At 73.6% G+C, this 24,955-nt stretch carries 16 protein-coding genes and 2 pseudogenes; 11 read left to right on the top strand and 7 right to left on the bottom strand.

Annotation, left to right across the window (positions count from 1 at the left end):
- Positions 1–111: 111 nt before the first annotated feature.
- The 6 genes from EAO77_RS29775 to EAO77_RS29750 all read left to right on the top strand — a co-directional run bounded on the left by EAO77_RS29775 (position 112) and on the right by EAO77_RS29750 (position 7,094).
- Positions 112–1,404, top strand: coding sequence for an amidohydrolase (locus tag EAO77_RS29775; protein WP_147991431.1), 1,293 nt, complete (start codon positions 112–114; stop codon positions 1,402–1,404).
- Positions 1,405–1,597: 193 nt separating this feature from the next.
- Positions 1,598–2,278, top strand: coding sequence for a formylglycine-generating enzyme family protein (locus tag EAO77_RS29770; protein WP_147991430.1), 681 nt, complete (start codon positions 1,598–1,600; stop codon positions 2,276–2,278).
- A 411-nt stretch (positions 2,279–2,689) separates the two neighbouring features.
- Positions 2,690–4,051: a bifunctional o-acetylhomoserine/o-acetylserine sulfhydrylase gene (locus tag EAO77_RS29765; protein ID WP_147991429.1), complete on the top strand. Its 1,362-nt coding sequence runs from the start codon at positions 2,690–2,692 to the stop codon at positions 4,049–4,051.
- Positions 4,048–5,274, top strand: coding sequence for a homoserine O-acetyltransferase (locus tag EAO77_RS29760; RefSeq protein ID WP_147991428.1), 1,227 nt, complete (start codon positions 4,048–4,050; stop codon positions 5,272–5,274). Before EAO77_RS29765 ends, EAO77_RS29760 begins: the two co-directional genes overlap by 4 nt.
- Positions 5,271–6,194, top strand: a complete 924-nt coding sequence (locus tag EAO77_RS29755) for an LLM class F420-dependent oxidoreductase (protein WP_147991427.1) — start codon at positions 5,271–5,273, stop codon at positions 6,192–6,194. Before EAO77_RS29760 ends, EAO77_RS29755 begins: the two co-directional genes overlap by 4 nt.
- Positions 6,195–6,269: 75 nt before the next feature.
- Entirely contained in the window at positions 6,270–7,094 is an 825-nt protein-coding gene (locus EAO77_RS29750; protein WP_147991426.1) for a DUF1684 domain-containing protein, read from the top strand.
- Between the two features lie 449 nt (positions 7,095–7,543).
- Here EAO77_RS29750 and EAO77_RS29745 read toward each other — a convergent pair whose 3' ends face one another.
- Positions 7,544–8,191: a TetR/AcrR family transcriptional regulator gene (locus tag EAO77_RS29745; RefSeq protein WP_147991425.1), complete on the bottom strand. Its 648-nt coding sequence runs from the start codon at positions 8,189–8,191 to the stop codon at positions 7,544–7,546.
- 133 nt (positions 8,192–8,324) lie between these two features.
- Here EAO77_RS29745 and EAO77_RS29740 point away from each other — a divergent pair, with 133 nt between their 5' ends.
- Positions 8,325–8,885 carry an NADPH-dependent FMN reductase gene (locus tag EAO77_RS29740; RefSeq protein WP_147991424.1) on the top strand — a complete coding sequence of 187 codons (561 nt, stop codon included), beginning with the start codon at positions 8,325–8,327 and terminating at the stop codon, positions 8,883–8,885.
- Positions 8,886–9,006: 121 nt separating this feature from the next.
- Here EAO77_RS29740 and EAO77_RS29735 read toward each other — a convergent pair.
- Positions 9,007–9,249: pseudogene (locus tag EAO77_RS29735) on the bottom strand (substrate-binding domain-containing protein); the annotation flags it as partial.
- On the opposite strand from EAO77_RS29735, the pseudogene EAO77_RS40515 reads away from it, so the two are divergent.
- Positions 9,204–9,487, top strand: a pseudogene (locus EAO77_RS40515) (phytanoyl-CoA dioxygenase); the annotation flags it as partial. The pseudogenes EAO77_RS29735 and EAO77_RS40515 overlap by 46 nt on opposite strands.
- Positions 9,488–9,566: 79 nt before the next feature.
- Here EAO77_RS40515 and EAO77_RS29725 read toward each other — a convergent pair.
- Positions 9,567–10,646, bottom strand: coding sequence for a magnesium and cobalt transport protein CorA (locus EAO77_RS29725; RefSeq protein WP_147991423.1), 1,080 nt, complete (start codon positions 10,644–10,646; stop codon positions 9,567–9,569).
- A 628-nt stretch (positions 10,647–11,274) separates the two neighbouring features.
- On the opposite strand from EAO77_RS29725, the gene EAO77_RS29720 reads away from it, so the two are divergent.
- Positions 11,275–15,588, top strand: coding sequence for a HAMP domain-containing protein (locus EAO77_RS29720; protein WP_147991422.1), 4,314 nt, complete (start codon positions 11,275–11,277; stop codon positions 15,586–15,588).
- The gene (locus EAO77_RS29715; RefSeq protein WP_147991421.1) at positions 15,585–18,113 is read left to right on the top strand and encodes a SpoIIE family protein phosphatase; all 2,529 of its coding nucleotides are present in this window, start codon (positions 15,585–15,587) and stop codon (positions 18,111–18,113) included. The genes EAO77_RS29720 and EAO77_RS29715 overlap by 4 nt, the downstream gene beginning before the upstream one ends.
- A gap of 268 nt (positions 18,114–18,381) precedes the next feature.
- Here the strand turns inward: EAO77_RS29715 and EAO77_RS29710 are convergent, their stop codons facing one another.
- Together EAO77_RS29710 and EAO77_RS29705 are read right to left on the bottom strand one after the other, a co-directional pair.
- Positions 18,382–18,750: an STAS domain-containing protein gene (locus tag EAO77_RS29710; protein ID WP_147991420.1), complete on the bottom strand. Its 369-nt coding sequence runs from the start codon at positions 18,748–18,750 to the stop codon at positions 18,382–18,384.
- A gap of 148 nt (positions 18,751–18,898) precedes the next feature.
- Positions 18,899–20,188, bottom strand: a complete 1,290-nt coding sequence (locus EAO77_RS29705; RefSeq protein WP_147991419.1) for an MFS transporter — start codon at positions 20,186–20,188, stop codon at positions 18,899–18,901.
- A 73-nt stretch (positions 20,189–20,261) separates the two neighbouring features.
- Here EAO77_RS29705 and EAO77_RS29700 point away from each other — a divergent pair, with 73 nt between their 5' ends.
- Complete coding sequence (locus EAO77_RS29700; RefSeq protein WP_147991418.1) at positions 20,262–21,581, top strand: aminotransferase class I/II-fold pyridoxal phosphate-dependent enzyme; 1,320 nt, start codon at positions 20,262–20,264, stop codon at positions 21,579–21,581.
- 57 nt (positions 21,582–21,638) lie between these two features.
- Here EAO77_RS29700 and EAO77_RS29695 read toward each other — a convergent pair whose 3' ends face one another.
- Both EAO77_RS29695 and EAO77_RS29690 read right to left on the bottom strand, forming a co-directional pair.
- Positions 21,639–23,069 carry a GntP family permease gene (locus EAO77_RS29695; protein ID WP_147991417.1) on the bottom strand — a complete coding sequence of 477 codons (1,431 nt, stop codon included), beginning with the start codon at positions 23,067–23,069 and terminating at the stop codon, positions 21,639–21,641.
- A gap of 56 nt (positions 23,070–23,125) precedes the next feature.
- Positions 23,126–24,913, bottom strand: coding sequence for an IlvD/Edd family dehydratase (locus EAO77_RS29690; protein ID WP_222723706.1), 1,788 nt, complete (start codon positions 24,911–24,913; stop codon positions 23,126–23,128).
- Positions 24,914–24,955 lie beyond the last annotated feature (42 nt).

The raw sequence follows: 24,955 nt of genomic DNA, 5'->3' as shown, positions 1-24,955 counted from the left end.
CGCGAAGGCCGGGTGGGGCGATGCCGAGGCCGCCCGCGGGCGGCCTCGGCATCGCCCCACCCGGCCTTCGCGCGGCACTCCCGCGCGATCCCACCACAGCAAGGAGATCCCATGGTTCCCCCTCCCCTCTCCCGGCGCGGCGTCCTGGCCGGGGCCGCGTCCCTGGGCGCCGGTGCGGCGTTCACCGGCGCGGCGACGCCCGCGGCGGCGGACGCCCGGCGCCCCGGTCGCGCCGTCGTCTTCCGCGACGTCCGGCCGTTCGGGACCGGCGCCCCGGTCGATCTGACCGTCGTCGACGGCCGGTTCAGCGACCTTCCCGCGCCGAAGGGCGCCCGGATCGTCGACGGCGGGGGCCGGATCGCGCTCCCCGCGCTCGTCGACGCCCACATCCATCCCGACAAGACCACCTGGGGCGGTGACTGGGTGTCACGTTCCCCTGCCTCGGGGATCGCCGAGTACTGCGAGCAGGACGTCGAGCTGTTCCGCTCCCAGCGGCGGCCGGTCGGCGAGCGGGCCCACGGGCTGATGGCGCACGCCGTCGGCCGCGGCACCCGGGCCATGCGGGCCCACGCGGACGTCGCACCCGCCTACGGGCTCGCGGGCCTGGAAGGGGTCGCCGAGGCGAAGGAGCGGCTCGCCCACGCCCTGGACGTCCAGGTGGTGGCCTTTCCGCAGCACGGCGTCGTCCGCACGCCCGGTACGGCCGGACTCCTGGAGGACGCCGCGCGCAGCGGGCTCGTGGACCAGATCGGGGGCATCGACCCGATCAGCTTCGACGACGCGCTCGACGAGCAGCTCGACCTGGTGTTCCGCCTCGCCGACCGGTACGGCGTGGGCGTGGACATCCACCTCCACGACCGGGACGACAAGGGCACCCGGGTGCTGCGCGGCATCGTCGAACGCACCCGGGCCCTCTCCCTTCAGGGGCGGGTGACGGTCAGCCATGTGTTCTGCCTGCCGTTCCTCCCGGAGCGGGAGCTCGACGCCATGGCACAGGACCTGGGGAGCCTGGACATCGCGCTCACGACCGTGGCGCCCAACGAGTCCCTGGTCCTGCCGATCACCCGGCTGCGCGAGCACGGCGTGCGGGTGGGGCTGGGTTCCGACGGCGTCCGCGACTCCTGGAGCCCGTTCGGCAACGCCGACATGCTGCACCGCGCCCACATCCTGGGCTGGGTCACGGACGTCCGCCTCGACCACGAGCTGACGGACTGCTACCGCGCGGGCTCCGACGGCGGCGCCGACGTGCTGGGCCTGGAGCGGGTCGCCTTCGCCCCGGGCGATCCGGCGGACTTCGTGCTGGTCCACGGCGAGTGCACCCCGCAGGTCGTGGTGGACATGCCCCGGCGGGACATGGTCGTCCACGGCGGTGAGGTGGTCGCCCGCAACGGCGAGCTGATCTGAGCAGGGCGTCCCGGTGCCGTGGGCCCCGGCCCGGTGCCGACGCCGGCGGCCGTGCCACCTCCACGGACACCACCGGGACCCGCCGCGAGGACCGCTGTCGGACCTCCGTCCTGAGGTGACGGCCGGAGGACCGGGCCGGCCCGACAAGCGCCGGCCCGGCACCGTGCGCGGGGCCCGCTACGATCACCGGCTCATGGACGCGAGTGCGGAGCACGAGATGATCACCGTCCCCGCCGGACGGGTCACCCTGTCGGACCGGCGGACACGACGCAGGTGGACGGTCGGGCTCGCCCCGTACGAGCTGGCCGCGCACCCGGTGACCCGGGACCGGTACGCCCTGGTGACGGGCGGGCGGCCCGGCGCCGCCGGTGCCCGCCGGCTGCCGGCCGAGGAGGTCTCCTGGTGGGACGCCGTCCGGTTCTGCAACGCGCTGTCCCTGCGGGACGGTCTCACGCCCGCCTACCGGCTCCCGGACGCCGACGGGGACGGTGACATCGAATGGGACGCCTCCTCGGACGGCTACCGGCTGCCGACCGAGGCGGAGTGGGAACACGCGTGCCGGGCGGGCACCACCGGTCCCCGGTACGGGCCGCTCGACGAGATCGCCTGGCACCGGGGCAACTCGGACGGCCGGATCCACGAGGTGGGCGGCAGACGACCCAACGCGTGGGGGCTCCACGACATGCTCGGCAACGTGTGGGAGTGGTGCTGGGACGTCTACGACGCCGAGGTCTACGGCGACTACCGCGTGCTGCGCGGCGGCGGCTGGTTCGACGAGCACTGGAGTTGCCGGGCCTCCGTACGGCGCCGCAGTCACCCCACCTTCCGCGTGGACGACGTCGGCTTCCGCCTCGCCCGGACGCCCCGCTGCTGAAGCGTGCCGCGGGCCCGGGCACCCGGCCGGCCGCCGGCCCCGGTGGCGCGCGCCGGACCCCTCCGTCCGGTCCGGGGCGGATCGGTTCCGGCATCGCACCTGCGTACGACGGGAGTTGTACTGGTGCTCCGGTGCCGGGATGTGGTTACCTGACTCCATGACCGTGCTCGTGACCCGCCGCCACGTCGACTACGTGCGTGTCACCACCACGGGTTGTTCCGCCTGACGCTGACCACTCGCTCAGGCATCTGAACCTCTTTCCCACCGCACCGCGCCGACGGCTTCCCCTCTCCGGGCCCGGCGGTCGGCTCCGCGGATCCTCCACCCTGTCCCTCCCCCGCGCCGCCAGGCGTCATGCGGCGGGAGCGCAGTGGTGTCCCCCGACGCACCCCGCACCAAGGGAGCAGCACCATGAGCCAGCCGATCGACTCCGTCACCGCCGGTCACACGCCCGAGGGGGAGCCCCCCGGTCCCGACACCTCGGCATGGTCGTTCGAGACCAAGCAGGTGCACGCCGGCGCCGCGCCGGACCCGACGACCGGTGCACGCGCGACGCCCGTCTACCAGACGACGTCGTTCGTGTTCCGGGACACCCGGCACGCCGCCGATCTCTTCTCCCTCGCCGAACCGGGCAACATCTACACCCGGATCCACAACCCCACCCAGGACGTCTTCGAGCAGCGGATCGCCGCGCTGGAGGGCGGCGTCGCCGCCGTGGCGCTGGCCTCGGGGCAGGCGGCGGAGACGCTGGCGATCCTGACGCTGGCGGGCGCGGGCGACCACATCGTCTCCAGCACCTCGCTGTACGGCGGCACGTACAACCTGTTCCGGCACACACTGCCCAGGTTCGGCATCGAGGTGTCGTTCGTCGACGACCCCGACGACCCGGAGGCGTGGCGGGCGGCGATCCGGCCCGGTACCAAGGCCCTGTTCGCGGAGACGCTGGGCAACCCCCGCGGCAACGTCCTCGACGTACGGGCCGTGGCCGACGTCGCGCACGAGGCGGGCGTCCCGCTGATCGTGGACAACACGGTGCCGACGCCGTATCTGCTGCGCCCCCTGGAGCACGGCGCCGACATCGTCGTGCACTCGGCCACCAAGTTCCTCGGCGGCCACGGCACCACCATCGGGGGCGTCGTCGTGGACGGCGGCACCTTCGACTTCGGCGCGCACACCGAGCGCTTCCCCGACTTCAGCGAGCCCGACCCCAGCTACCACGGCCTGCGGTACTGGCCCGCGCTCGGCCCCGGCGCCTTCGCCGTCAAGCTCCGCGTCCAGTTGCTGCGCGACCTCGGTCCCGCGCTCTCGCCGCACTCCGCCTTCCTGCTGCTCCAGGGCGTCGAGACGCTCAGCCTGCGCATCGAACGGCACTCCGCGAACGCCCAGGCACTCGCCGAGTGGCTGGAGCAGCGAGACGAGGTCGCCGCGGTCCACTACCCGGGGCTGCCCTCCAACCGCTGGTACGACGCGGGGCAGCGCTACCTTCCGCGCGGCGCGGGCGCCGTGCTGGCGTTCGAACTGCGCGACGGTGTCGAGGCGGGCAAGCGGTTCGTCGACGCCGTGGAGCTGTTCAGCCACCTCGCGAACATCGGTGACGTCCGCAGCCTCATCATCCACCCGGCGTCCACCACCCACAGCCAGCTGGACGAGCAGCAGGCGGCGGTCACCGGCGCCGCTCCCGGGCTGGTGCGGCTCTCGGTCGGCATCGAGAACCTCGCCGATCTGAAGGCGGATCTGGAGGCGGGGTTCCGGGCGGCGAAGGGCGCGTCCTGAACACCTGGCCGGCGTCGTCGCCGCTCCCCCTCCCGCCGGCCTCCGGGGCCTGGCGGGAGGGGGACCCTCCCGGGGGCCGCCGCTGGTACCTGCGCGACGCGCCGCTGCCGCTGGAGGCGGGCGGCGAACTGCCGGGCGTGCGGCTCGCGTTCGAGACCTGGGGCCGGCCTGCGCCGGGGCGCTCCAATGCCGTGCTGGTGCTGCACGCCCTCACCGGTGACAGTCACGCCGCCGGTCCCGCGGGACCGGGCCATCCCACCCCCGGGTGGTGGGACGGGCTCGTCGGGCCGGGGCGTGCCCTCGACACCGACCGGTTCTTCGTCGTCGCGCCCAATGTGCTCGGCGGCTGCCAGGGCAGCACCGGGCCGTCCTCCCGGCGCCCCGACGGCCGCCACTGGGGAGGCGGTTTCCCCTTTCTGACACAGCGCGACCAGGTCGCCGCCGAGGCCGGTCTGGCCGATGCGCTCGGCGTCGACCGCTGGGCCCTGGTCGTCGGCGGCTCGATGGGCGGCATGCGGGCGCTGGAGTGGGCGGTGTCGTATCCCGAGCGCACCGGGGCGCTGCTCCTGCTCGCGACGACCGCGGCGGCGAGCGCCGAGCAGATCGCCTGGGCCGGTGTGCAGATGGGCGCCATCCGCTCCGACCCCGACTGGCTCGGCGGCGACTACCACGGCACCGGCCGCGGGCCGCACACCGGTCTCGGCATCGCCCGGCGCATCGCCCATGTCACCTACCGCAGCGAGCCGGAGCTCCAGGCCCGTTTCGGGCGCTCGGCGCAGGGCGCGGAGGATCCGTGGTCGGGCGGCCGGTACCAGGTCGAGTCCTACCTCGACCATCACGCCGCCGCTCTGGCCCGCCGCTTCGACGCGGGCAGTTACGTCACCCTGGCCGAGGCCATGAACAGCCATGACATCGGCCGCGGGCGGGGCGGCGTACGCGCCGCGCTGGGCCGGGTGACCGCCGAGACCCTGGTCGCCGGGGTCGAGTCCGACCGTCTCTACCCGCCGTCGCAGCAGGCGGAACTGGCGGCGGGCATCCGCTCGGCGGACGGCCTGCGGCTCATCCGGTCGCCGCACGGCCACGACGGTTTCCTCATCGAGACCGAGCAGGTCGCCGCCCTCGTCGGGGAACTCGTGGGCCGTCCGCGTACACATGAACGACAAGAAGCCGTCACACAGGAACCGGAATGCGGCATCGACGGACGGCGGTTCTCCCAGACATGACAGTAGGAGTAGCGCTCAACGCATCCGACGCGGACAACCAGGTCGACGCCTCCGTCCGGCTGGCCCGGGAGGCCGCGGAGGCCGGCCTGCACTCCGCCTGGTTCGGGCAGACCTTCGGTGCCGACTCGCCGCAACTGGCGGCCCTCGTCGGGCGCGAGGTGCCCGGTCTCCAGGTGGGCACCTCCGCGATCCCCGTCTTCGGCCGGCACCCTCTGCTCGTCTCCAGTCAGGCCCAGACCGCCCAGGCCGCCACCCGCGGCCGCTACCACCTCGGGCTGGCGCTGGGCACCAGGCTCATCACCGAGGGCGGCTTCGGCCTGCCCTTCGAGCGGCCCGTCGCCCGGCTCCGCGAATTCCTCACGGCCCTGAGGCAGTTGACCGAGAACGGGGCCGCCGACTTCCGCGGCGAGCTGCTGACGGCGGTGACGCCGCTCCCGGCGCGCGTACCGGGAGCGGAGGGCGGCGTCCCCCTGCTGGTCGCCGCGATGGGCCCGCAGGCGCTGCGGGTCAGCGGTGAACTGGCGGACGGGATCCTGCCCTACCTGGCGGGCCCGCGCGCCCTGGGAGACCACATCGTTCCGGCACTGGTGGCCTCGGCGGAGGCCGCCGGCCGTCCCGCGCCCCGGGTCGTCGCCCTGGTGCACGGCGTGGTCACGGACGACGTCGAAGGAGTGCGGCGCAAGGCCACCGAACAGCTCGCGTTCTACGAGCAGATCCCCTCCTACGCCAGGGTCGTCGAGCTCTCCGGCGCCCGGCGGGCGTCGGACGTCGCCGTGATCGGCGACGAGAAGACGGTGGCGGCCGAGATCCGGCGCTACCGGGACGCCGGTGCGACGGAGGTCGTCTTCGCCGGGACGGAGATCGCCGGGGAGGAGGACCGGCGACGCACCTGGGCCCTCCTCGGCGAACTGGCCGGCTGACACGTCGCGGCGGACCTGCCGCCCCCACCCGCACACCGCAGCGAGGCCGTGGCCTCGCGGGACGAAGGAGCATCCATGACCGCTCGGACCACGACCAGGGACCTCCAGGCCTTCACCGAGGAATGGCTGGCCTGGCACCGTGCGCAGGAGGAGCGGCTCGCCGCCCCGCACGGTTTCCTCGCGATCACCGGTCTGCACTGGCTCGACGAGCGACCGCGCCGCTTCCCCGACGCCCCCGGCACCTGGCGGACCGGCCCCGAGGGCGTCACCGTGACCCTGGCCGACGCCGAGGAACTGGTGGTGGACGGAACGCCGGTGCGCGGCGAGCACCGCTTCGGGGTGCTGCCCGAACGCGGCGGCGTCGACGCCGTCTGGGGCGACGCGGTGATCGAGGTGGCCAGGCGCGGCGGGAACGACATCGTCCGGCCCCGGCACCCCGACGCGCCGCTGCGCACCTCCTTCGCCGGCACGCCCGCCTACGCGCCGGACCCGCGCTGGGTCGTCGAGGGCCGCTACCTCGCCTTCGAGGAGCCGCGCCCGACCACCGTGGGGGCCGCCGTCGAGGGCCTGGAGCACGTGTACGACGCGCCGGGCCGCATCGAGTTCGCCCTCCAGGGGCGGACGTTCTCCCTGACGGCGTTCCCCGGGCACACCCCGGGGAGCCTGACGGTGCTGTTCACCGACGCGACCTCCGGTGTCACGACCTATGCCGCCAATCGCGTCCTGACGGTGGGGGCCGCCGCCGACGGCACCGTCGTCGTGGACTTCAACCGTGCGGCGAACCTGCCGTGCGCCTACACGGACCTGGCCACCTGCCCCCTGCCGCCCGCGGAGAACCGCCTCCCGGTGGCGATCGAGGCGGGTCACCGGATCCCCCGCGAACGGGGCGGCGCGGCCTGACGAGCCACGGCGGCGGCCGTCGTCCGGTCCGCCGCCGGGTTCCGGCCCGCCGCCTGGTTCCGGCCCGCACGGCACGCCGCACCCCGCGCCAGAAGCCGCCCGGGCGGGCCGGGCCGGAGCCCGCCGGACCATCTCCCGGTCCCACCGCGCCCGCGCCGGAGAAGCCCTGTCGGACGCCGGGCCGGCGGTGCCGGCCGGCGCCCCCGGGCCTCGTCCGGAGTGGTCGCCCGGCAGGACGCCGCCCCTCGCCGCGGGTGACGGCGCAGGCGGGACCACGACGGAGCCGGCCGGCCGCCTCGGTGTTCCGCCCGCGGCCGCCGGCAGCGCGGCGCCGTAGCGCGTCGGGGGTGCCGGCCGCGGGCCGTCGCCGCACCGGCCGACCACATGGCGGGCCGCCGTCCGCCGACGGGCTCCGGCGCACCGGCCGCCGCGTCACGGGCCACCGTCCGCTAACGGGCCGTGGCGCACCGGTCGACCAGGTCGGACCAGCCGGCTTCCAGGCGCTCCAGCGGCATGGCGCGCTGACGCAGGAAGTGGTGGATCAGCGCCGGGTCCAGATAGGCCATCAGCGCCTGGGCCAGGAGTTCGCCGTCCCCGTCCGGCGCCACCTGCCTGACCAGCATCGTCACATGGGTCAGGCGCACCTGGTAGGGCGGGTTGGCGTACCGGCGCTCGGCGTCCGGCTGGGCGGCCAGGTAGAGCTCCAGGCGGCTCGCCGCCTCTCGCAGGGTGGCGCGGCCGAAGGCGTGCAGCCGCTCCAGCGGGGGCGCGCCCGGTCCCACGGGCGGCGGCCCGCCGAGGAAGCGGGCCTGGAAGGCCTGCTCGGAGTGGTCGAGCAGCGCCATGAGCAGTCCCGTGCGGTCGCCGAAGCGACGGAACACCGTCCCCTTGCCCACTCCGGCGGACTTGGCCACCGCCTCCATCGTGAGGCAGTTCACCCCGTGCTCCTCCACGAACCGGGAGGCGGCCTCCAGCAGACGCGCGCGGTTGCGCACCGCGTCGGCGCGCAGGGCCGGTGAGTCGCCCACCCCCGTCAGCTCCATGAGAACCGGCGCGTCCGGCCCTGACGGCTGCGGGAACGGGGGGCGAGTCGACATGGCTCCAGCCTAGGGCTTTCCGTCCGGATCATGGCCCGGGAAGAAAAATGGACCGTGGTCCGCTTAGGTGGTACAACAGTAAACGGACCACAGTCCGATTACTTCCACCCGCTCCGCCCCCTTGGAGATCGCCATGTCCGTCCGCATCCTCGCTCTCGTCGGCAGCCTGCGCTCCGGCTCGCACAACCGTCAGCTCGCCGAGGCGGCCGCCCGCCACGCACCGCAGGGGACCACGGTCGAGCTGTACGAGGGCCTGGGAGAGATCCCGTTCTACAACGAGGACATCGACACGGACAGCGCGCCCGCCTCCGCCGTCCGGCTGCGCGAGGCCGCCGGCCGCGCCGACGCCCTCCTGCTGTTCACCCCGGAGTACAACGGCACCATGCCGGCCGTGCTGAAGAACGGCATCGACTGGCTGTCCCGCCCCTTCGGCGGCAGTGCCGTCAGCGGCAAGCCCACCGCCGTGGTGGGCACCGCCTTCGGCCAGTACGGCGGCGCCTGGGCGCAGGAGGAGGCCCGCAAGGCGGCCGGCATCGCCGGCGGCAGCGTGCTCGCCGACCTCCAGCTGACCATCCCGAACTCGATGACCCGCTTCGCCGAGACGCACCCCGCCGACGACACCGAGATCACCGAGAAGCTGGTCGAGATCATCCACCGGATCAGCGGCCACGTGGAGTCCCCGCAGGCCGCCTGACCGGGAACCCCCGCGCCCCCGGCCCGGACAGCGGGCCGCCGGCGCGGGAGAGGCCGTACCGGCCGCGGGCCCCGGCCGGTACGGGGAGGGGCCGGGAACCCGGACCCGGCCGTCGGCGCGTTCAGTCCCCCGTGCCCCGCGGGGCGGTGCTGCCGCGCACGACCAGCCGGTGCGGGACCGCCAGATCCATGGCGGGCACGGCGGCGTGCGGACTGTGGATGCGGTCCGCCAGGCACTGCAGCGCGCGTTCGGCGATCTGGTGCTTGTCGGGCGAGACGGTGGTCAGCGCCGGACGGCCGTACCGGCCGTCCTCGATGTCGTCGAACCCGGCGACCGCCAGGTCGTTCGGCAGGCTCAGCCCCCTCCGTGCGCCGCGGGCATGGCCGCGGGGCCAGGAACCGTTCGGCGAGGTCCCGGCCCGTGCTGGTCCTCGGGGTCGACGGACCCGAGGCTCCAACGGCGAGCGGCACGACACCGCGGTGACCCGCGCCTATTGGGAGGCCCTCCCGGAGCGCGTACGGCGCCATCTGGACTGCCGGATCGTCGACGTCCTGGAGCCGGTGACGCAGAAGCACACCATCGAGGGCCTGGTCATGGGCGAGGACCGAGCGGGCGGCCCGCCGGTGCCGTGCACCGGCGGGCCGCGCCGGAGGCGGAGCCGGCCGGCGCCGGAACGGGAGGTCAGAGCCAGCCGTTGCGGCGGAAGCCGCGGTGGATGACGAGACAGGCGACGACGATCACGGCCAGGGCCGCCGGATACCCGTACGTCCAGCGCAGTTCGGGCATGTGCGTGAAGTTCATCCCGTACATGCCGCACACCATGGTGGGCACCGCGATGATCGCGGCCCAGGCCGTGATCTTGCGCATGTCCTCGTTCTGCGCGACGGTCACCTGCGCGAGGTGGGCCTGAAGGATCGAGTCCAGCAGCGCGTCGTAGGCGGCGATCTGCTCCGTGACCCGGGCCAGATGGTCGGCCACGTCACGGAAGTACGCCCGCACGTCGGCCTCGATCACGGGCATCGGGTCGGTCGCGAGCTGCTGCAGCGGCCGGCCCAGCGGCGCCGCGGCCCGCCGGAACTCGAGCAGTTCCCGCTTGAGCTGGTAGATGCGCCCCGAGTCCGACCGGTCGGCGTGGGCGCTGAAGACGGCGGTCTCCACCGCGTCGACATCGCCCTGCACGGCGTCGGCGACGGCCAGGTAGTCGTCGACCACGTGATCCGCTATCGCGTGCAGGACGGCCGACGGCCCCTTGGACAGCTGGTCGGGCATGGCTTCGAGGTCCTCCCGGAGTGCTCCGAGGGAGCCGTGTCCGCCGTGCCGGATGGTGATCACGAAGTCGCCGCCGACGAACGCCATCAGCTCGCCGGTGTCCACGACCTCGCTGGTGGCCGTCAATTCCGCGTGCTCGACGTAGTGGACGGTCTTGAAGACGGCGAACAGCGTCTCCCCGTACCGCTCCGCCTTCGGCCGCTGGTGCGCGTGCACCGCGTCCTCGATCGCCAGCGGGTGGAGGTCGAACAGCTCGGCGAGACCGGCGAATTCACTCTCGTCCGGTTCGTGCAGACCGATCCAGACGAACCCGCCGCGTCCCTTGCGGACACGGCGCAGCGCCTCGCCGGCGTCGGCGCAGTCGGCCTGGCGCACACCGTCGCGGTAGACCACGCAGTTCACCACCGCGCTGCCCAGCGGCGACCGTGCCGGATGGCTGAGGTCCACGCGCCGGACCCCGCGGCGGACCGCCTGACGAATGCTTCTGAACATGGAGAGGGCATCTTCCCGCGTGGAGGTGGCAGGGGCAGGGCGGCCGCCCCGGCGGGCGACGGTCCCGGCGGCGCACCGCCGCACGGCCCCGCGCCCGGCCCGGAGCGGCAGGGTATGAGTACCAGCCGGATCGGCACCGTGAGAAGCACGGGCGGCAGGATCGCCGGAGGCGGAGTACCCGCTGCCCCCCAGCGGGGTGCCCTGGCGCCGGCCCCGGCGGCGCCCCCGTGTCCGTCGGGGAACACGTCGAAGCGGAGGCGCAGGGGCGCGCCGGGGGCGGCGGGTTCCGCGGACGGGTGGAGGACCGTGGCGCCGGCCTGCGGAGCCCGGCCCGCCCGTTCGGGCTGTTTTGCGCCGGGCCCGCCCTTTCGGGCTGTTGTCCGCCGTGCCCGCCCGTTCGGCTGTTTTCCGCCGTGCCCGGCCGGGGCGGGGCGCCGCCGGACGAAGCGGAGTGTCCGCAGAACGAAGGACCGCTTGGACTCGGCGCCGCCCGACGGGATACCCTGCGGCGCATTTGCCGTGCGGCAATGATCGTTCCGCCGCACGGCGTACAGGGGGGCGGCCCAGACAGGGCCGTGACGGGGTCCAGCGGGTCTGGGCGTCCGCCGAGCGCTACTCAGGGAAGAACATGACCGAGACCGTCGACAGCGAACTGCCGGCCCAGCGCGCACGCGCGCGCGGCGCGGGCAAGGTGGGGGAACCGGAACTGCGGCAGCTGCTCGCCGGGCTGACGGCGGTGCGCGACGGCGACTTCGGCACCCGTCTGCCGGACGACGCGGACGGCCTGATCGGTGAGATCGCCACCGTGTTCAACGGCATGGTGGACCAGCTGTCGCTGTTCACCTCCGAGGTGACCCGGGTGGCCCGGGAGGTGGGCACCGAGGGGACGCTCGGCGGGCAGGCCGAGGTCCCGGGGGTCTCCGGCACCTGGGCCGACCTCACGGACTCGGTGAACGCCATGGCGGGCAACCTCACCACCCAGGTCCGCGACATCGCGCAGGTCGCCACCGCGGTCGCCAGGGGTGACCTGTCGCAGAAGATCGACGTGGACGCCCGCGGCGAGATCCTGGAGCTGAAGAAGACCATCAACACGATGGTCGACCAGCTCTCCGCGTTCGCCGACGAGGTGACCCGCGTCGCCCGCGAGGTCGGCACCGAGGGCAACCTCGGCGGCCAGGCGGACGTCAAGGGCGTCTCCGGCACCTGGCGCGACCTGACCGACTCCGTCAACTCCATGGCCGGCAACCTCACGGCCCAGGTCCGCAACATCGCGCAGGTCACCACGGCCGTCGCGCAGGGCGACCTCTCCCAGAAGATCACCGTCACCGCACGCGGCGAGATCCTCGAACTCAAGGAGACCATCAACACGATGGTCGACCAGCTCTCCGCCTTCGCCGACGAGGTGACCCGGATGGCCCGCGAGGTGGGCACCGAGGGCATCCTCGGCGGACAGGCGGACGTCAAGGGCGTCTCCGGCACCTGGCGCGACCTGACCGACTCCGTCAACTCCATGGCCGGCAACCTCACGGCCCAGGTGCGGTCGATCGCCCAGGTCGCCACGGCGGTGGCGCAGGGCGACCTCTCCCAGAAGATCACCGTCACCGCACGCGGCGAGATCCTCGAACTCAAGGAGACCATCAACACGATGGTCGACCAGCTCTCCGCCTTCGCCGACGAGGTGACGCGCGTCGCCCGCGAGGTCGGCACCGAGGGCAACCTCGGCGGACAGGCCACCGTGCGGGGTGCCTCCGGCACGTGGAAGGGCCTCACGGACAACGTCAACGTCATGGCGTCCAACCTGACCGGCCAGGTGCGCTCGATCGCTCAGGTGGCCACCGCCGTGGCCCGCGGCGATCTCTCGCAGAAGATCACCGTCGAGGCCAAGGGCGAGGTGGCCGCCCTCGCCGGCGTGATCAACACGATGGTCGACACGCTCTCCGCGTTCGCCGACGAGGTGACCCGCGTCGCCCGCGAGGTGGGCACCGAGGGGCAGCTCGGCGGCCAGGCGCGGGTGGCGAACGTCGCGGGCACCTGGAAGGACCTCACCGACAACGTCAACTCGATGGCGAACAACCTGACCGGGCAGGTGCGCAACATCGCCCTGGTCACCACGGCGGTCGCCAACGGCGACCTGTCCAAGAAGATCGACGTGGACGCCCGCGGCGAGATCCTGGAGCTGAAGACGACCATCAACACGATGGTCGACCAGCTCTCCTCGTTCGCCGCCGAGGTCACCCGCGTCGCCCGCGAGGTCGGCAGCGAGGGCCGGCTCGGCGGCCAGGCCGAGGTCGAGGGCGTCTCCGGCACCTGGAAGCGCCTCACCGAGAACGTCAACGAACTGGCCGGCAACCTCACCCGCCAGGTGCGCGCCATCGCCGAGGTCGCCAGCGCGGTCGCCGAGGGCGACCTCACCCGGTCCATCACGGTCGACGCCTCCGGCGAGGTCGCCGAACTGAAGGACAACATCAACGCGATGGTCGGCTCCCTGCGGGAGACGACCCGGGCCAACCAGGAGCAGGACTGGCTGAAGTCCAGCCTCGCCCTCGTCTCCGGCCTGATGCAGGGACACCGCGACCTCGCGGTCGTCGCCGAGCTGGTGATGGACGAGCTGACCCCGCTGGTGTCGGCGCAGTACGGCGCCTTCTACCTCGCCGAGGAGTCCGGTACCGGTCTGGAGCTGCGGCTCGTCGGGTCCTACGGGCGCCCGGCGGGACGCGAGGTGCCCGAGCGCTTCCGCCTGGGCGAGTCCCTGGTCGGCCAGGCCGCCCGCAGCCGGCGGGTCATCCTCTCCGACGACGTGCCCGGCGGGTACGTCACCATCTCCTCCGGACTGGGCAGCACCACGCCCGGCAGCCTGATCGTGCTGCCCATCGTGGTGGACGACCAGGTCCTCGGCGTCATCGAACTCGCCTCGTTCACCGCGTTCACCGCCGTGCACCGGGACTTCCTGGAACAGCTCATGGAGACCGTGGGCGTCAATGTGAACACGATCGTCGCCAACGCCCGCACCGACGAGCTGCTCGGCGAGTCGCAGCGACTGGCCGGCGAACTCCAGGCGCGTTCCGAGGAACTCCAGGTGCAGCAGGAGGAACTCCAGCGCTCCAACGCCGAACTGGAGGAGAAGGCGGCGCTGCTGGCCGCGCAGAACAGCGACATCGAGGGGAAGAACCTCGAGATCGAGCAGGCGCGCCAGGAGCTGGAGGACCGCGCCCAGCAGCTGTCGCTGGCGTCCAAGTACAAGTCCGAGTTCCTGGCCAACATGAGCCACGAGCTGCGCACCCCGCTCAACAGCCTGCTGATCCTCGCGCAGTTGCTCGCCCAGAACCCGACCCGCAACCTGACCGCCAAGCAGGTCGAGTACGCGGGCATCATCCACTCGGCCGGCTCCGACCTGCTCCAGCTGATCAACGACATCCTCGACCTGTCGAAGGTCGAGGCCGGGAAGATGGACGTCAACCCGGAACGGGTGCCGGTGCGCCAGCTCCTGGACTACGTCGAGGCCACCTTCCGGCCCATGACCACGCAGCGGAGCCTGGACTTCACCATCACCACGGCGGCCGGTGTGCCGGTCGACGTGCTCACGGACGACTCCCGGCTGCGGCAGGTCCTGCGCAACCTGATCTCCAACGCGGTGAAGTTCACCGAGCGCGGCGGCGTGGAGCTGCGGATCGAACCGGCGCCCGACGGCGAGGTGCCCGTCCAGGTCCTGCGGGGCGGGCCCGTCGTGGCGTTCCGCGTCCGGGACACCGGCATCGGCATTGCCGAGCAGCATCTGGAGGCCATCTTCGGCGCCTTCCAGCAGGCGGACGGGACGACCAGCCGCAAGTACGGCGGCACGGGTCTGGGTCTGTCGATCAGCCGCGAGATCGCCCATCTGCTGGGCGGCGCGCTGACCGCCGAGAGCACACCGGGGGTGGGCAGCACGTTCACCCTGTACCTGCCGGTCGCGCGGGAGGACTACCAGCACCACGCGGACGGCGGACGGGACGCGGAGTCCCCCTACGGCGACCTGGAGGCGGCCGCGCCCGCCGAGGCGCCCCGTCCGGCGGCCCTCGAGGCCGGGACGCGCAAGCCGCGTCGTCTGCTGGTGTGCGAGGGCCGCCGGCACGGGCTGCTGTCCCTGGTGGCCGAGAGCGCGGTGGCCGAGCTCGACGGCGGTCCCGGCGGATCCGACATCCAGCTGGTCTCGGTCGTCGGGCCGCAGGAGGCGGCGAGCGCGCTCGCCGCCGAGCCGGTCCACTGCGTGGTCCTCGACCTGGACATGGCCGACAGCGACGCCCTGGACTTCCTCGACGCGCTGGACGGGGATCCCGCGCTGCGCACGGTTCCCGTCCTCGCCCACAACAACCGGCGGATCGACGCCGCCGAGGAGCGGATGCTGCAGTCCCGGGCCGACAGCAGACCGCTGGAGCTGCTGTCCAGCCTGGACGAGCTGCGGGAACGCATCGCGCTCCACCTGTCGGCCGAGCAGCCCGGCGACGTCGTGCCGCTCGTCCGCGGTCAGGACACGGCCGCCCGCACGCCGCAGACGCCGGACGACAGCCTGCACGGCCACACCGTGCTCGTCGTGGACGACGACGCGCGCAACCTCTTCGCCATCTCGGGGATCCTGGAGCTGCACGGCATCCGCGTCCTGCACGCGGAGCACGGCCGTCAGGGGATAGAGGCGCTCGCCGGCCATCCGGAGATCGACCTGATCCTCATGGACGTCATGATGCCGGAGATGGACGGCTACGCGGCGACGGCGGAGATCCGCCGGATGCCCGAGCACGCGGGCCTGCCCATCATCGCCGTCACGGCGAAGGCCATGCCCGGTGACCGGGAGAAGAGTCTGGCGTCCGGTGCCAGTGACTACGTCACCAAGCCCGTGGACGCCGACGACCTCATCGACTGCGTGCGCCGCTGGCTGAGCCGGCCGCACGGGAACGGGCCCGTCGTATGACATCCGTCGCCGATTCCGACGGCGCCGCGGGTTCGTCGCCCGCACAGGAGGGGCCGGGCGGCATCCCGGCGGTGCCCCGGCAGGCCGGCGTCACGAGCCCGCCGGCCAGCCGGGCCCACGTGGTCCCCGCCGCGTCGCGGGTGATCGTCGATCCCGCGCACGGCGCCCCCGCGGCCACGGGTCCGGCCGGCGAGTCCTCGGTCGGGCGGCTGGCCGCCGTCGTGGAGCGGCTGCGGGGCGAGGTGGAGGCCGCGCACGCGGCCGCCGAGGGCAGGGCCCTGATCGAGATGGCCAAGGGCATCATGGTGGAGCGGCTGGGCTGCGGCCCGGCGCGGGCGGCGCTGCAACTGGCCGAACTGGCCGAGCAGGCGGGCCTCTCCCCCATCGAACTGGCCGCGGACATCATCAACCAGGCGGCCCGCGACCATGTGGCCGAGGCCGCGGGCGAGTTCGTCCGGCGGACGGCCCAGGGCACCGGAGAGGGCGGCGACGACGTCTCCGTCGCGGTGCGCCTGCGGACGGCCGAGAGCGCCGCGCTGGCGGCCGGCGACACCCAGACCGTGGCCGAGTCCCTGCTCCAGCACGCGCTCGCCCCGCTGGGGGCGACGGCCGTCGCCGTGTGGGCGGCCGGCTCCGACACGTCCCTCACCCTGCGGGGGCACGCCGGGTTCGGTGCGGAGGAGGCCGAACGCTGGCGCTACGTCCCGCCCGGCGTCGCGACCATCGCGCGACATGCGCTCAGCGAGCGGCGTACCGAGTGGATCGACTCGCTGGAGGGGTACCCGGCGCCCAGCATCGGTCGCGCGCAGCACCCCCGGGGAGGCCGTGTCGCCGTGCCCGCCGGCGCGGGCGGCCGGATCCACGGGGTGCTCGAGATCTGCTGGCCGGAGCCGCTGGTCGCGCAGCCGGCGGCGGTGGCACGCCAGATCGAGGCCCTCGCCGAGCTGTGCGCCCACACGCTGGAGAATCCGCCCGGGGGCACCGCGCCGGAGGCCGGCGCACCGGAGCCGGCCGAGGTGTCGGAGCTCGTCGATCTGGCGGACGGCCTGTACGACCCCGCCCTCGTCCTGACACCGGTGCTCGGCCCCGAGGGGCACCTCACGGACTTCCGCATCCGCCATTCCAACGGCCGTTTCCAGGACCCGGCGGGCCGTCCCCGCAGCGCCGTCGACGGCGCTCTGCTGCTGGAGGCGTACCCTCTCGCCGCGGGGGCCGACGGGCTGTTCGAGAGGATCGAGCGGGTCTATGCGACGGGCGAGCCGTTCCGCGCGCAGCGCGTGACGCTCACGGCCCTCGTCGGTCAGGTGCCGCTGTCCACGGTGGCGGACCTCAGTGTCAGCCGGCAGGGCGGCAGCGTGCTCTTCATATGGCGCATCGAGGACGAGACGGCCCGGCTGGCCAGCCTCCTCCAGCACGCGCAACGCCTGGGCAACATCGGCGGGTTCGAGGAGAACGTGATCTCCGGCGAGATCAGCTGGAACGGCCAGCTCTTCACGCTGTACGGGCGGACCACGGCCGACGGTCCGGTCTCGCTGCAGGACCTCGCCGCGCACGCGCACCCGGACGACGGCGTCGCCATCGGCCGCTTCCTGCAGGCCGTGCTCCACCACCGGCGCGCCACGTCGACCGCGTTCCGCCTGCAGCGGCCCGACGGTGTCACCCGGCACATCAGGGTCATCGCGGAGCCGGTGCTCGACGCGGGCGAGCGGCTCCTCGCGGTGCGCGGGGCGTACCAGGACATCTCCTCGCAGCACTGGACCGAGGTGGCGCTGGCCGCCACCCGCGACCAGCTGGCCCACACCGAGCAGGAGTCGGCCGAGCGCAACCGCCTCGCCCTCCAGCTCCAGCACGCCATCATGCCGCCCACCCGGGAGCCGTTCGACGTCCCCGGTCTCGAAGTGGCCGTCCGCTACCGGCCCGCGGAGACGGACTCGCTGGTGGGCGGTGACTGGTACGACGCCGTCACCCTGCCGTCGAAGAAGATCCTGCTCTGCGTCGGCGACATCGCCGGACACGGCATCGAGGCGGCGACGGGCATGGTCGTCCTCCGCAACGCCATGCGCGGCCTGGCCGTCACGGGCGCCGGGCCCGGCCAGCTGCTCTCCTGGCTGAACATCGTGGCCCACCACCTCACCAAGCAGGTCACCGCCACGGCCGTCTGCGGGCTGTACGACCCGGACGAGCGCCTGCTGCGCTGGGCGAGGGCCGGGCACCTGCCCCCGGTCCTGGTGCGCGGCGACGAGGCCACCACGCTTCCGCTCCTCGGCGGCATGCTGCTCGGGGCGGTCGCGGAGGCGGAGTACGCCGAGGGGGAGGTGCGGCTGGCTCCGGGCGACACCCTCATGATGTACACCGACGGTCTGGTGGAACGCCGGGACACCGCCGTGCAGGAGTCGCTCCAGCACCTGCTGGCGACGGCGCAGCTGCCCGCCGCGTCGCTGGAACGCAGACTCGACAGTCTGCTCACGCACAGCAGGTCGGACACCGACGACGACACCTGTCTCGTCGGGATGCGGGTGTCCTGACGGCGGGCGTCGCGCTCCCCGGCGCCGGGGAGCGCGGCGCCCGGGTCTCCCGGCTGCCGGTGGTCCACGTGGCGGGCGGGAAGCGGCCGTCGGCACGCGCGCACGAGGAGTACCGGCGCGTCCCGTTCGGGGGCCGACGGTGGATCCGCCGGAGACGGCGGTCGCCGGGCACCCCGGGCGGGCTCCGCCGGGACGCCGAGGGAGCACGGCGCGGTCCCGCGGGGGCGCTCGTCCGGCCCCCGCGGTGACCTGCTGGTCGAGCCGTCGGCTACCGCGTGGCTCCCTCGGGGAAGCACCGCCCCGGCGGCCGCGGACTCGCCGGTGCCCTGTCGTCGACGACCGTGAACAGCTTGCGCGTCCCGGAGTGGACGAGCATCCGGTTCATCACGGAGGGCAGCGGTCCCAGCAGGGCGAGGGAGTCCCGGGCGGGGAGCAGCACCCTCAGCAGCGCGCAGTCGGCGAAGGCCACGGCCCGGCAGTCGACCACGACGCGCCGGGCGCCGACCCGGACGTCCCGCAGCGCGTCAGCCACCAGACCTGCCGTGGCGACGTCGAACTCGCCCGCCAGCACCAACCGCGCCTCGTCGCCGTCACTTCGCACGGTGACGGTCGCCGCCTCGCGCGCACTCTGTCTCATACGTCACGGCCCCTCTCAGTCCCCTGCCGTCGTACCCCCGCGTTCCGCTTCTGCCCCGTGACAACCCGGCACACCTGAACGGGCCCGAGGCTTCGTTTTCCGGATATCGCGCCCGGCGCCGCGGCCCTGCGGCGGTGCGCCGTCCGCGTCAGGGCGTGCGGAGCGGATCGGCCGGCACCTGTTCCGTCGCACGCGGCCGGACCAGGCGGTGCTGGACGAAGCACACCGTCAGGAGCGTCGCGCCGAGGACCGGCCAGGCCGCCGCGCCCACGGTGACGGCGGCCCCGACCACCAGCGGGCCCAGGCTGCGCTGCGCGGACTGGGCGAGACCGTGGACGCCGACGTAGGCGCCCTGCGCTTCGGCGGGGGCGAGGGAGACGGAGAGTTCCCAGGAGGTCAGGGAGTGCAGGATCTCCGCCAGGGTGAAGGCGGCTGCCGCGACGAGGACGGCCGTGGTCGCGCACCACGGGCCGCCCTGCGTCGAGGCGGCGAGTGCCACGCCGCCGGCGAGGAAGAAGGCGCCGAGCGGCAGCAGCAGACGGCGGGCCTCGGCGGTCGTCCCGGCGAAGCGGGACAGCGGCACCTGGAGAGCCACCACCATCACGCTGTTCAGGACGAGGATCAGGGGCGCGAGGCCGACGGGGGCCTCGGTGGCGTGGACGATCCACAGCGGGAACCCGACCTGGAGCACGCTGTCGTCCAGGAACAGCCAGACCTCCGTCGTGGTGAAGCCCAGGTACCGGCGGTCGCGCCACGGCGTCGGCCGCTTCGCCGGGCCTTCGGAGGCGGTGCCGGCGGTGCCGGACGTGGCCACGACCAGGCCGGGCGCGGGCGGTTCGGCGCAGGTGAGGGTGATCGCGGCGATGGCCAGGTAGGACGCGACGTTGCCGAGGAGCAGGGCCTGGTAGGCGGTGGAGGTGCCGACGGTGAGCACGGCCGCGGCGCCGGCTCCGCCGACGGCCCATCCGATGTTGACCGCCGTGCGCTGGATCGCCTGGTAGCGCACGCGGTGCGGGCCCGCGACGCGCGCCGCGAAGAGTTTGGTGAGCACGCTCGAGGCACGGTCGGGCAGCGCGCCCAGTGCGGAGTACAGCATCAGCGGCAGGAAGTCGTGGGTGGTCAGCAGCGCCGCGAGGGCCGCGCCCCGGGCGAGTTGGGCCACGACCAGCAGGCGCGTCACCGGGAAGCGGTCGGCCAGCCGGCCCGCCAGCGGGGGGCCCGCGACGCCGAGGACGCCCGCGACCCCCATCAGGGTGCCGATCTGACCGACCGACAGATGGGCGACGTAGATGAAGTACAGCGTCGAGGCCCCGGCCCACAGCCCGGTGCCGATCTTGTCGACGACGGCCACCATCAGCATCCGTCTGCCGTCCCGGCCACCGGGTATCGCCGGGGTGATACGCCGTGCGAGCGGTGTGCGGCCGCGCTTCGGCTGCATCCGTCCCCCCTTCACGGGCCGGGCAGGTGAGCCGGCCTTGACGGATCTTTTGTATCGGTACAGAATGTCTTCTGTGACAGAACAATATGGGATCTCCGGCGGAACGGCCAGGGAGATCGCGGCTTCCGTCGAGAACGGTGTGACCGACGGAGCGCTCGGGCCCGGCGCCGCCCTGCCTCCCGTGCGCCGTCTGGCGGGGGAACTGGGCGTCAGCGCCGGCACGGTCGCGGCCGCCTACAAGGAACTGCGCGACCGCGGCGTGGTCCGCACGCTGGGGCGCGGCGGGACGGTCGTCGCCGCCGCGCCCGCCGTCGCCTCCCGGCGCCCCCCGAAGGTGCCCGCCGGGCTGAGGGATCTGGCAGGGGGGCATCCCGACCCGGCCTGCCTCCCGGTGCTGCACCCGCCGGCCCGGCTGGAGCCCGTGCCCGGCTCGCACCGCGCCGCGCCCCGCCTGCCCGCGCTGGAGGAGGCGGCCCGCGCCTGGTTCGCCCGCGACGGTGTACCGGCCGGGGCCGTGACCTTCGCCCACGGCGCCCTCGACTGCATCGGGCGGCTGCTCGCCACCGGGCTGCGGCCCGGCGACGCCGTGGCCGTGGAGGATCCCGGCTTCCACCACCTGCTCGACCTCGTCCCGGCACTCGGGATGCGGATGCTGCCCGTCGAGGTCGACGACGAGGGCATGCGCCCCGAAGCCCTGCGCCCGGCGCTGCGCGCCGGGGCGCGGGCGCTGGTGTGCAGTCCTCGCGGGCAGAGTCCGCTCGGCGCCCGCTTCACCCCCGCGCGCCGGGAGGCGCTGCTCGCCGTCCTCCGCGACCACCCCGACGTCCTGGTGGTGGAGGACGACCACAACGCGGAGATCTCCGGTGCGCCCGCCGTGACGCTGGCCTCCGGCGGGCTCCCCCGCTGGGCCCAGGTGCGCACCGTCTCGAAGCACCTGGGCATCGATCTGCGCTGGGCGGCCCTCGCCTGCGACCCGGCCACCCTCGCGCGTCACGACGGGCGGATGCTGCTGACCTCGGGGTGGGTGAGCCACATCCTCCAGACGACCGTCGCGGATCTCCTCACCGACCCCGCGACGACACGCCTCGTAAGCCGGGCCGCGGAGACCTACACCGTCCGCCGCGAGGCGCTGCGGGCCGAGCTCGCACGGCACGGCGTCGACTCCCGCGGGGTGAGCGGCCTCAATGTGTGGGTCCCCGTCCGGGACGAGTCGGCCACCGTCAACGGCCTGCGCACCCGCGGCTGGTGGACGGCGGCCGGCACCCGCTTCCGCATCGCCGCTCCGCCGGCCGTACGCGTGACCACCGCGTCCCTCACCCCCGAGGAGGCGCGTGCGTTCGCCCGCGACATGGCGGACACCCTGCACGAGTCGGAGCCGGTCTACGGAGGCTGACTCCCGCCACCGCGCTGTGCCGGGTCACCGGGCGGCACAGGTGGAGGCGTCCGCCGGTCAGCCGACGAAGGCGCCCACCACCAGGACCGCGGCGAAGCCGGTGCAGCCGACGGCGGTCTTCATGACCGTCCAGGACTTGAGCGTGTCCGCCACCGTCATGCCGAAGTAGCGGTTGGCCATCCAGAAGCCGGAGTCGTTGACGTGGGAGAACGCCGCGCCACCGCAGGCGATGGCGAGGGTGGTCAGGGCGATCTGGGCCGAGCCGGCGTTCATCGCGTGCGCCAGCGGGGCGCTGAACGTGGCGCCGGTGATCATGGCGATCATCCCGGAGCCCTGGCAGATGCGCATGACCGACGAGGTCAGGAAGCCGAAGACCGCCAGGGGGATGCCCGCGTCCTTCATGGACTCGGCGAGGACCGTGCCCAGTCCCGATTCGACCAGCACGCCGCCGAAGGCGCCGCCGGCCCCCGTGATCAGGATGATCTGGCCCGCCGGGCCGAGCGCGGAGCCGGCGAGTTCGCGCAGCTCCGCCGTGGTGGCACCGCGGCGGAGCCCGAAGAACCACAGGGTGTAGAGGCAGGTGAGCAGCAGCGCGATGACCGGGTGGCCGACGAAGGCGAGGACGGTTCCCCACGTCGAATCCTCCCCGAGTGCCTTGTCGCCGATGGTGCCGAGCACGATCAGCGTCAGGGGCAGCAGCAGGGCGCCGACGACGGAGGCGAAGCCCGGCAGCGCGGTACCACCGGGCCGTTCGGCCGCTACCCCGCCGCCGTCCCCGGAGGCGGGGCCGCCGTCCGTGGTCCCGCTGCCGGTGCCGGCGCCCACGCTTCCGACGCCGGTGCCGACCAGCTGGGCGGGTACGGGGACGAAGATGCGCCGGGCGATCAGCCGGCCGAACAGCGGTCCGCCGACGATGACGGCGGGGACTGCGCACAGGACGCCGAAGAGGATCACCAGCCCGAGGTCGGCGTCCATGATCCCGGCGGCGGCGAGCGGTCCGGGCGACGGCGGCATGAAGGTGTAGGCGCAGCTCAGTCCCGCGCACAGGGGTATGCCGTAGTAGAGGAGGGACTTGCCGGTGCGCTGTGCGATGCCGTACAGCATCGGGACCAGGATGACGATGGCGACGTCGATGTAGACCGAGATCGACACCAGGAAGCCGGCGGCGCTCAGGCCCCAGGCGATGTTCCGGTCGGAGAACTTGCCGGCCAGCGTGGTCGCGATGCGTTCCGCCGCGCCCGCCTGCTGGAGCACGGTCCCGAAGACCGCGCCGAGACTGATCACCAGGGCGAGTTGGCCCAGTGATCCGCCCATCTCCTCGACGACGAGGTCGATCAGTTCGACGGGGTCGGTGCCGACGGCGAGTCCGAAGGCGAGGGTGGTGACGAGAAGGGCGAGGAACTCCTGCATCTTGCATGTGATCACCAGCAGCAGGAGGAGGGCGATCGCCGCTGCCGCGGCGATCAGTGTCCACGTCGAACTGGCCATGTCATCTCCGTTGATGCGGCTCGGCTGAAGGGAGAAGGGAGGGAGAGCGGGCAGGGTCAGCGGGTACGCGGAACGGACCCGCGGAACGTCTCGGCCTGGAGGAAGCGGAAGTCGACGCCCTCCTCGGCCTGGGTGACCTCTTCGGTGAAGAGGCGGGCGTATCCGCGGCCCGGCTTGGGCGGTGCGGCCACCGGGGACAGCCGTGCGCGCTCGGCGAGTTCGTCGTCGGGGACTTCGAGGTGCAGCGTCCGGCCGGAGACGCTCAGGCGGATCATGTCGCCGGTGCGCACGTGGGCGAGGGTGCCACCGAGTGCGGCCTCGGGCGACACGTGCAGGACGATGGTGCCGGCGGCGGTGCCGGACATGCGCCCGTCGGAGATGCGGACCATGTCCTTGACGCCCTGGCGGGCGAGCTTCCTGGGGATCGGGATGTATCCGGCCTCGGGCATGCCGGGCGCGCCGAGCGGGCCGATGTTCTTCAGCACCAGGATGTCGTCGGCCGCGACGTCGAGTTCCTCGTCGTCGATGCGGCGGGCGAGGTCGGCGGCGTCGTCGAAGACCACGGCCCGGCCCCGGTGCTCGACGAGTTCGGGGCTGGCCGCCGCCTGCTTGATCAGCGCGCCGCCCGGGGCGAGGTTGCCGCGCAGGACGGCCAGGCCGCTGCCGGCGTGGATCGGCGTGCCGCGCGGGCGGATCACGTCCTGCTCGAACGGGGCCGGGGCGTCGTCGAGTTCCTCGCCCAGCGTGCGGCCGGTGATCGTCAGCGCGTCCAGGTTGAGCAGGTCGCGCAGCTCGTGCAGGAGGCGGGGCACTCCGCCCGCCCGGTGGAGGTCCTCCATGTAGTGGTCGCCGGCCGGTTTGAGGTCGACCAGCACCGGGGTCTCCCGGCTCATCCGGTCGAAGGCGTCCAGGTCCATGCGGTAGCCGAGCCGCCCGGCCACGGCGGCCAGGTGCACGAGGGCGTTGGTGGAGCCGCCGAGGGCGAGCACGACCCGCAGCGCGTTCTCGAAGGCTTCGGGGGTGAGGATCCGGTCGACCGTCAGGCTCTCCCGGGTCAGGGCCACGGCCCTGCGGCCCGTCCGTTCGGCGATCCGCATGCGGTCGGCGGTCACCGCCGGCGGTGTGGCGCTGCCGGGCAGCGCGATCCCCGCGGCCTCGACCACGCAGGCCATGGTGCTGGCCGTGCCGGCGACCGAGCAGGTGCCGACGCTGCCGACCAGGCGGCCGTTGACCTCGCCGATCTCGCTCTCGTCGAGCTCGCCCGCCCTGAACCGCCCCCAGAACGCCCGGCAGTCGGTGCATGCGCCGACGGTCCGGCCACGGTAGGAACCCGTCAGCATCGACCCGGTCACCAGCTGGATGGCCGGCTTGCCCGCCGAGGCCGCGCCCATCAGCTGGGCGGGCACCGTCTTGTCGCAGCCGCCGATGAGCACCACGGCGTCCACCGGCAGGGCGCGGATCATCTCCTCGGTGTCCATCGACATCAGGTTCCGCAGGAACATGCTGGTCGGGTGGGAGAAGGACTCGTGCAGCGAGATGGTCGGGAACTCCACGGGGAACCCGCCGTCGAGCATGACGCCGCGTTTCACGGCTTCGATCAGCTGGGGCATGGTGCCGTGGCACGGGTTGAACCCGCTGCCGGTGTTCACGATCCCGACCACGGGCCGGTCCAGCACGTCATCGGTGTATCCGGCGCCCTTGATGAACGCCTTGCGCAGGAACAGCGCGAACTCGTCGTCGCCGTAGCTGACCAGATTGCCGCGCAGGCCCGTCGCCGGGGTGTCCGCGTCCGACATCCGCTCCTCCAGATTATTGATAATGTCATCGAAAGTGAGTCCGGGCATGGAATCACAGCCCCCGGACCAGGGCAAGGGGCGTGCGAAGAT

The sequence above is a fragment of the Streptomyces sp. T39 genome, from assembly GCF_008042045.1.
Taxonomy (GTDB): Bacteria; Actinomycetota; Actinomycetes; order Streptomycetales; family Streptomycetaceae; genus Streptomyces.
The sequence above is the reverse complement of the archived record's forward strand: the minus strand, read 5'-3'. Positions and strand labels throughout refer to the sequence as shown.

Bases quoted from the DNA above. Each gene is read 5' to 3' on its own strand.
- EAO77_RS29750 (WP_147991426.1), top strand. From the start codon at position 6,270: ATGACCGCTCGGACCACGACCAGGGACCTCCAGGCCTTCACCGAGGAA.
- EAO77_RS29720 (WP_147991422.1), top strand. From the start codon at position 11,275: ATGACCGAGACCGTCGACAGCGAACTGCCGGCCCAGCGCGCACGCGCG.
- EAO77_RS29770 (WP_147991430.1), top strand. From the start codon at position 1,598: ATGGACGCGAGTGCGGAGCACGAGATGATCACCGTCCCCGCCGGACGG.
- EAO77_RS29745 (WP_147991425.1), bottom strand. From the start codon at position 8,191: ATGTCGACTCGCCCCCCGTTCCCGCAGCCGTCAGGGCCGGACGCGCCG.
- EAO77_RS29690 (WP_222723706.1), bottom strand. From the start codon at position 24,913: ATGCCCGGACTCACTTTCGATGACATTATCAATAATCTGGAGGAGCGG.
- EAO77_RS29725 (WP_147991423.1), bottom strand. From the start codon at position 10,646: ATGTTCAGAAGCATTCGTCAGGCGGTCCGCCGCGGGGTCCGGCGCGTG.
- EAO77_RS29740 (WP_147991424.1), top strand. From the start codon at position 8,325: ATGTCCGTCCGCATCCTCGCTCTCGTCGGCAGCCTGCGCTCCGGCTCG.
- EAO77_RS29705 (WP_147991419.1), bottom strand. From the start codon at position 20,188: ATGCAGCCGAAGCGCGGCCGCACACCGCTCGCACGGCGTATCACCCCG.
- EAO77_RS29765 (WP_147991429.1), top strand. From the start codon at position 2,690: ATGAGCCAGCCGATCGACTCCGTCACCGCCGGTCACACGCCCGAGGGG.
- EAO77_RS29695 (WP_147991417.1), bottom strand. From the start codon at position 23,069: ATGGCCAGTTCGACGTGGACACTGATCGCCGCGGCAGCGGCGATCGCC.
- EAO77_RS29710 (WP_147991420.1), bottom strand. From the start codon at position 18,750: ATGAGACAGAGTGCGCGCGAGGCGGCGACCGTCACCGTGCGAAGTGAC.
- EAO77_RS29755 (WP_147991427.1), top strand. From the start codon at position 5,271: ATGACAGTAGGAGTAGCGCTCAACGCATCCGACGCGGACAACCAGGTC.
- EAO77_RS29715 (WP_147991421.1), top strand. From the start codon at position 15,585: ATGACATCCGTCGCCGATTCCGACGGCGCCGCGGGTTCGTCGCCCGCA.
- EAO77_RS29775 (WP_147991431.1), top strand. From the start codon at position 112: ATGGTTCCCCCTCCCCTCTCCCGGCGCGGCGTCCTGGCCGGGGCCGCG.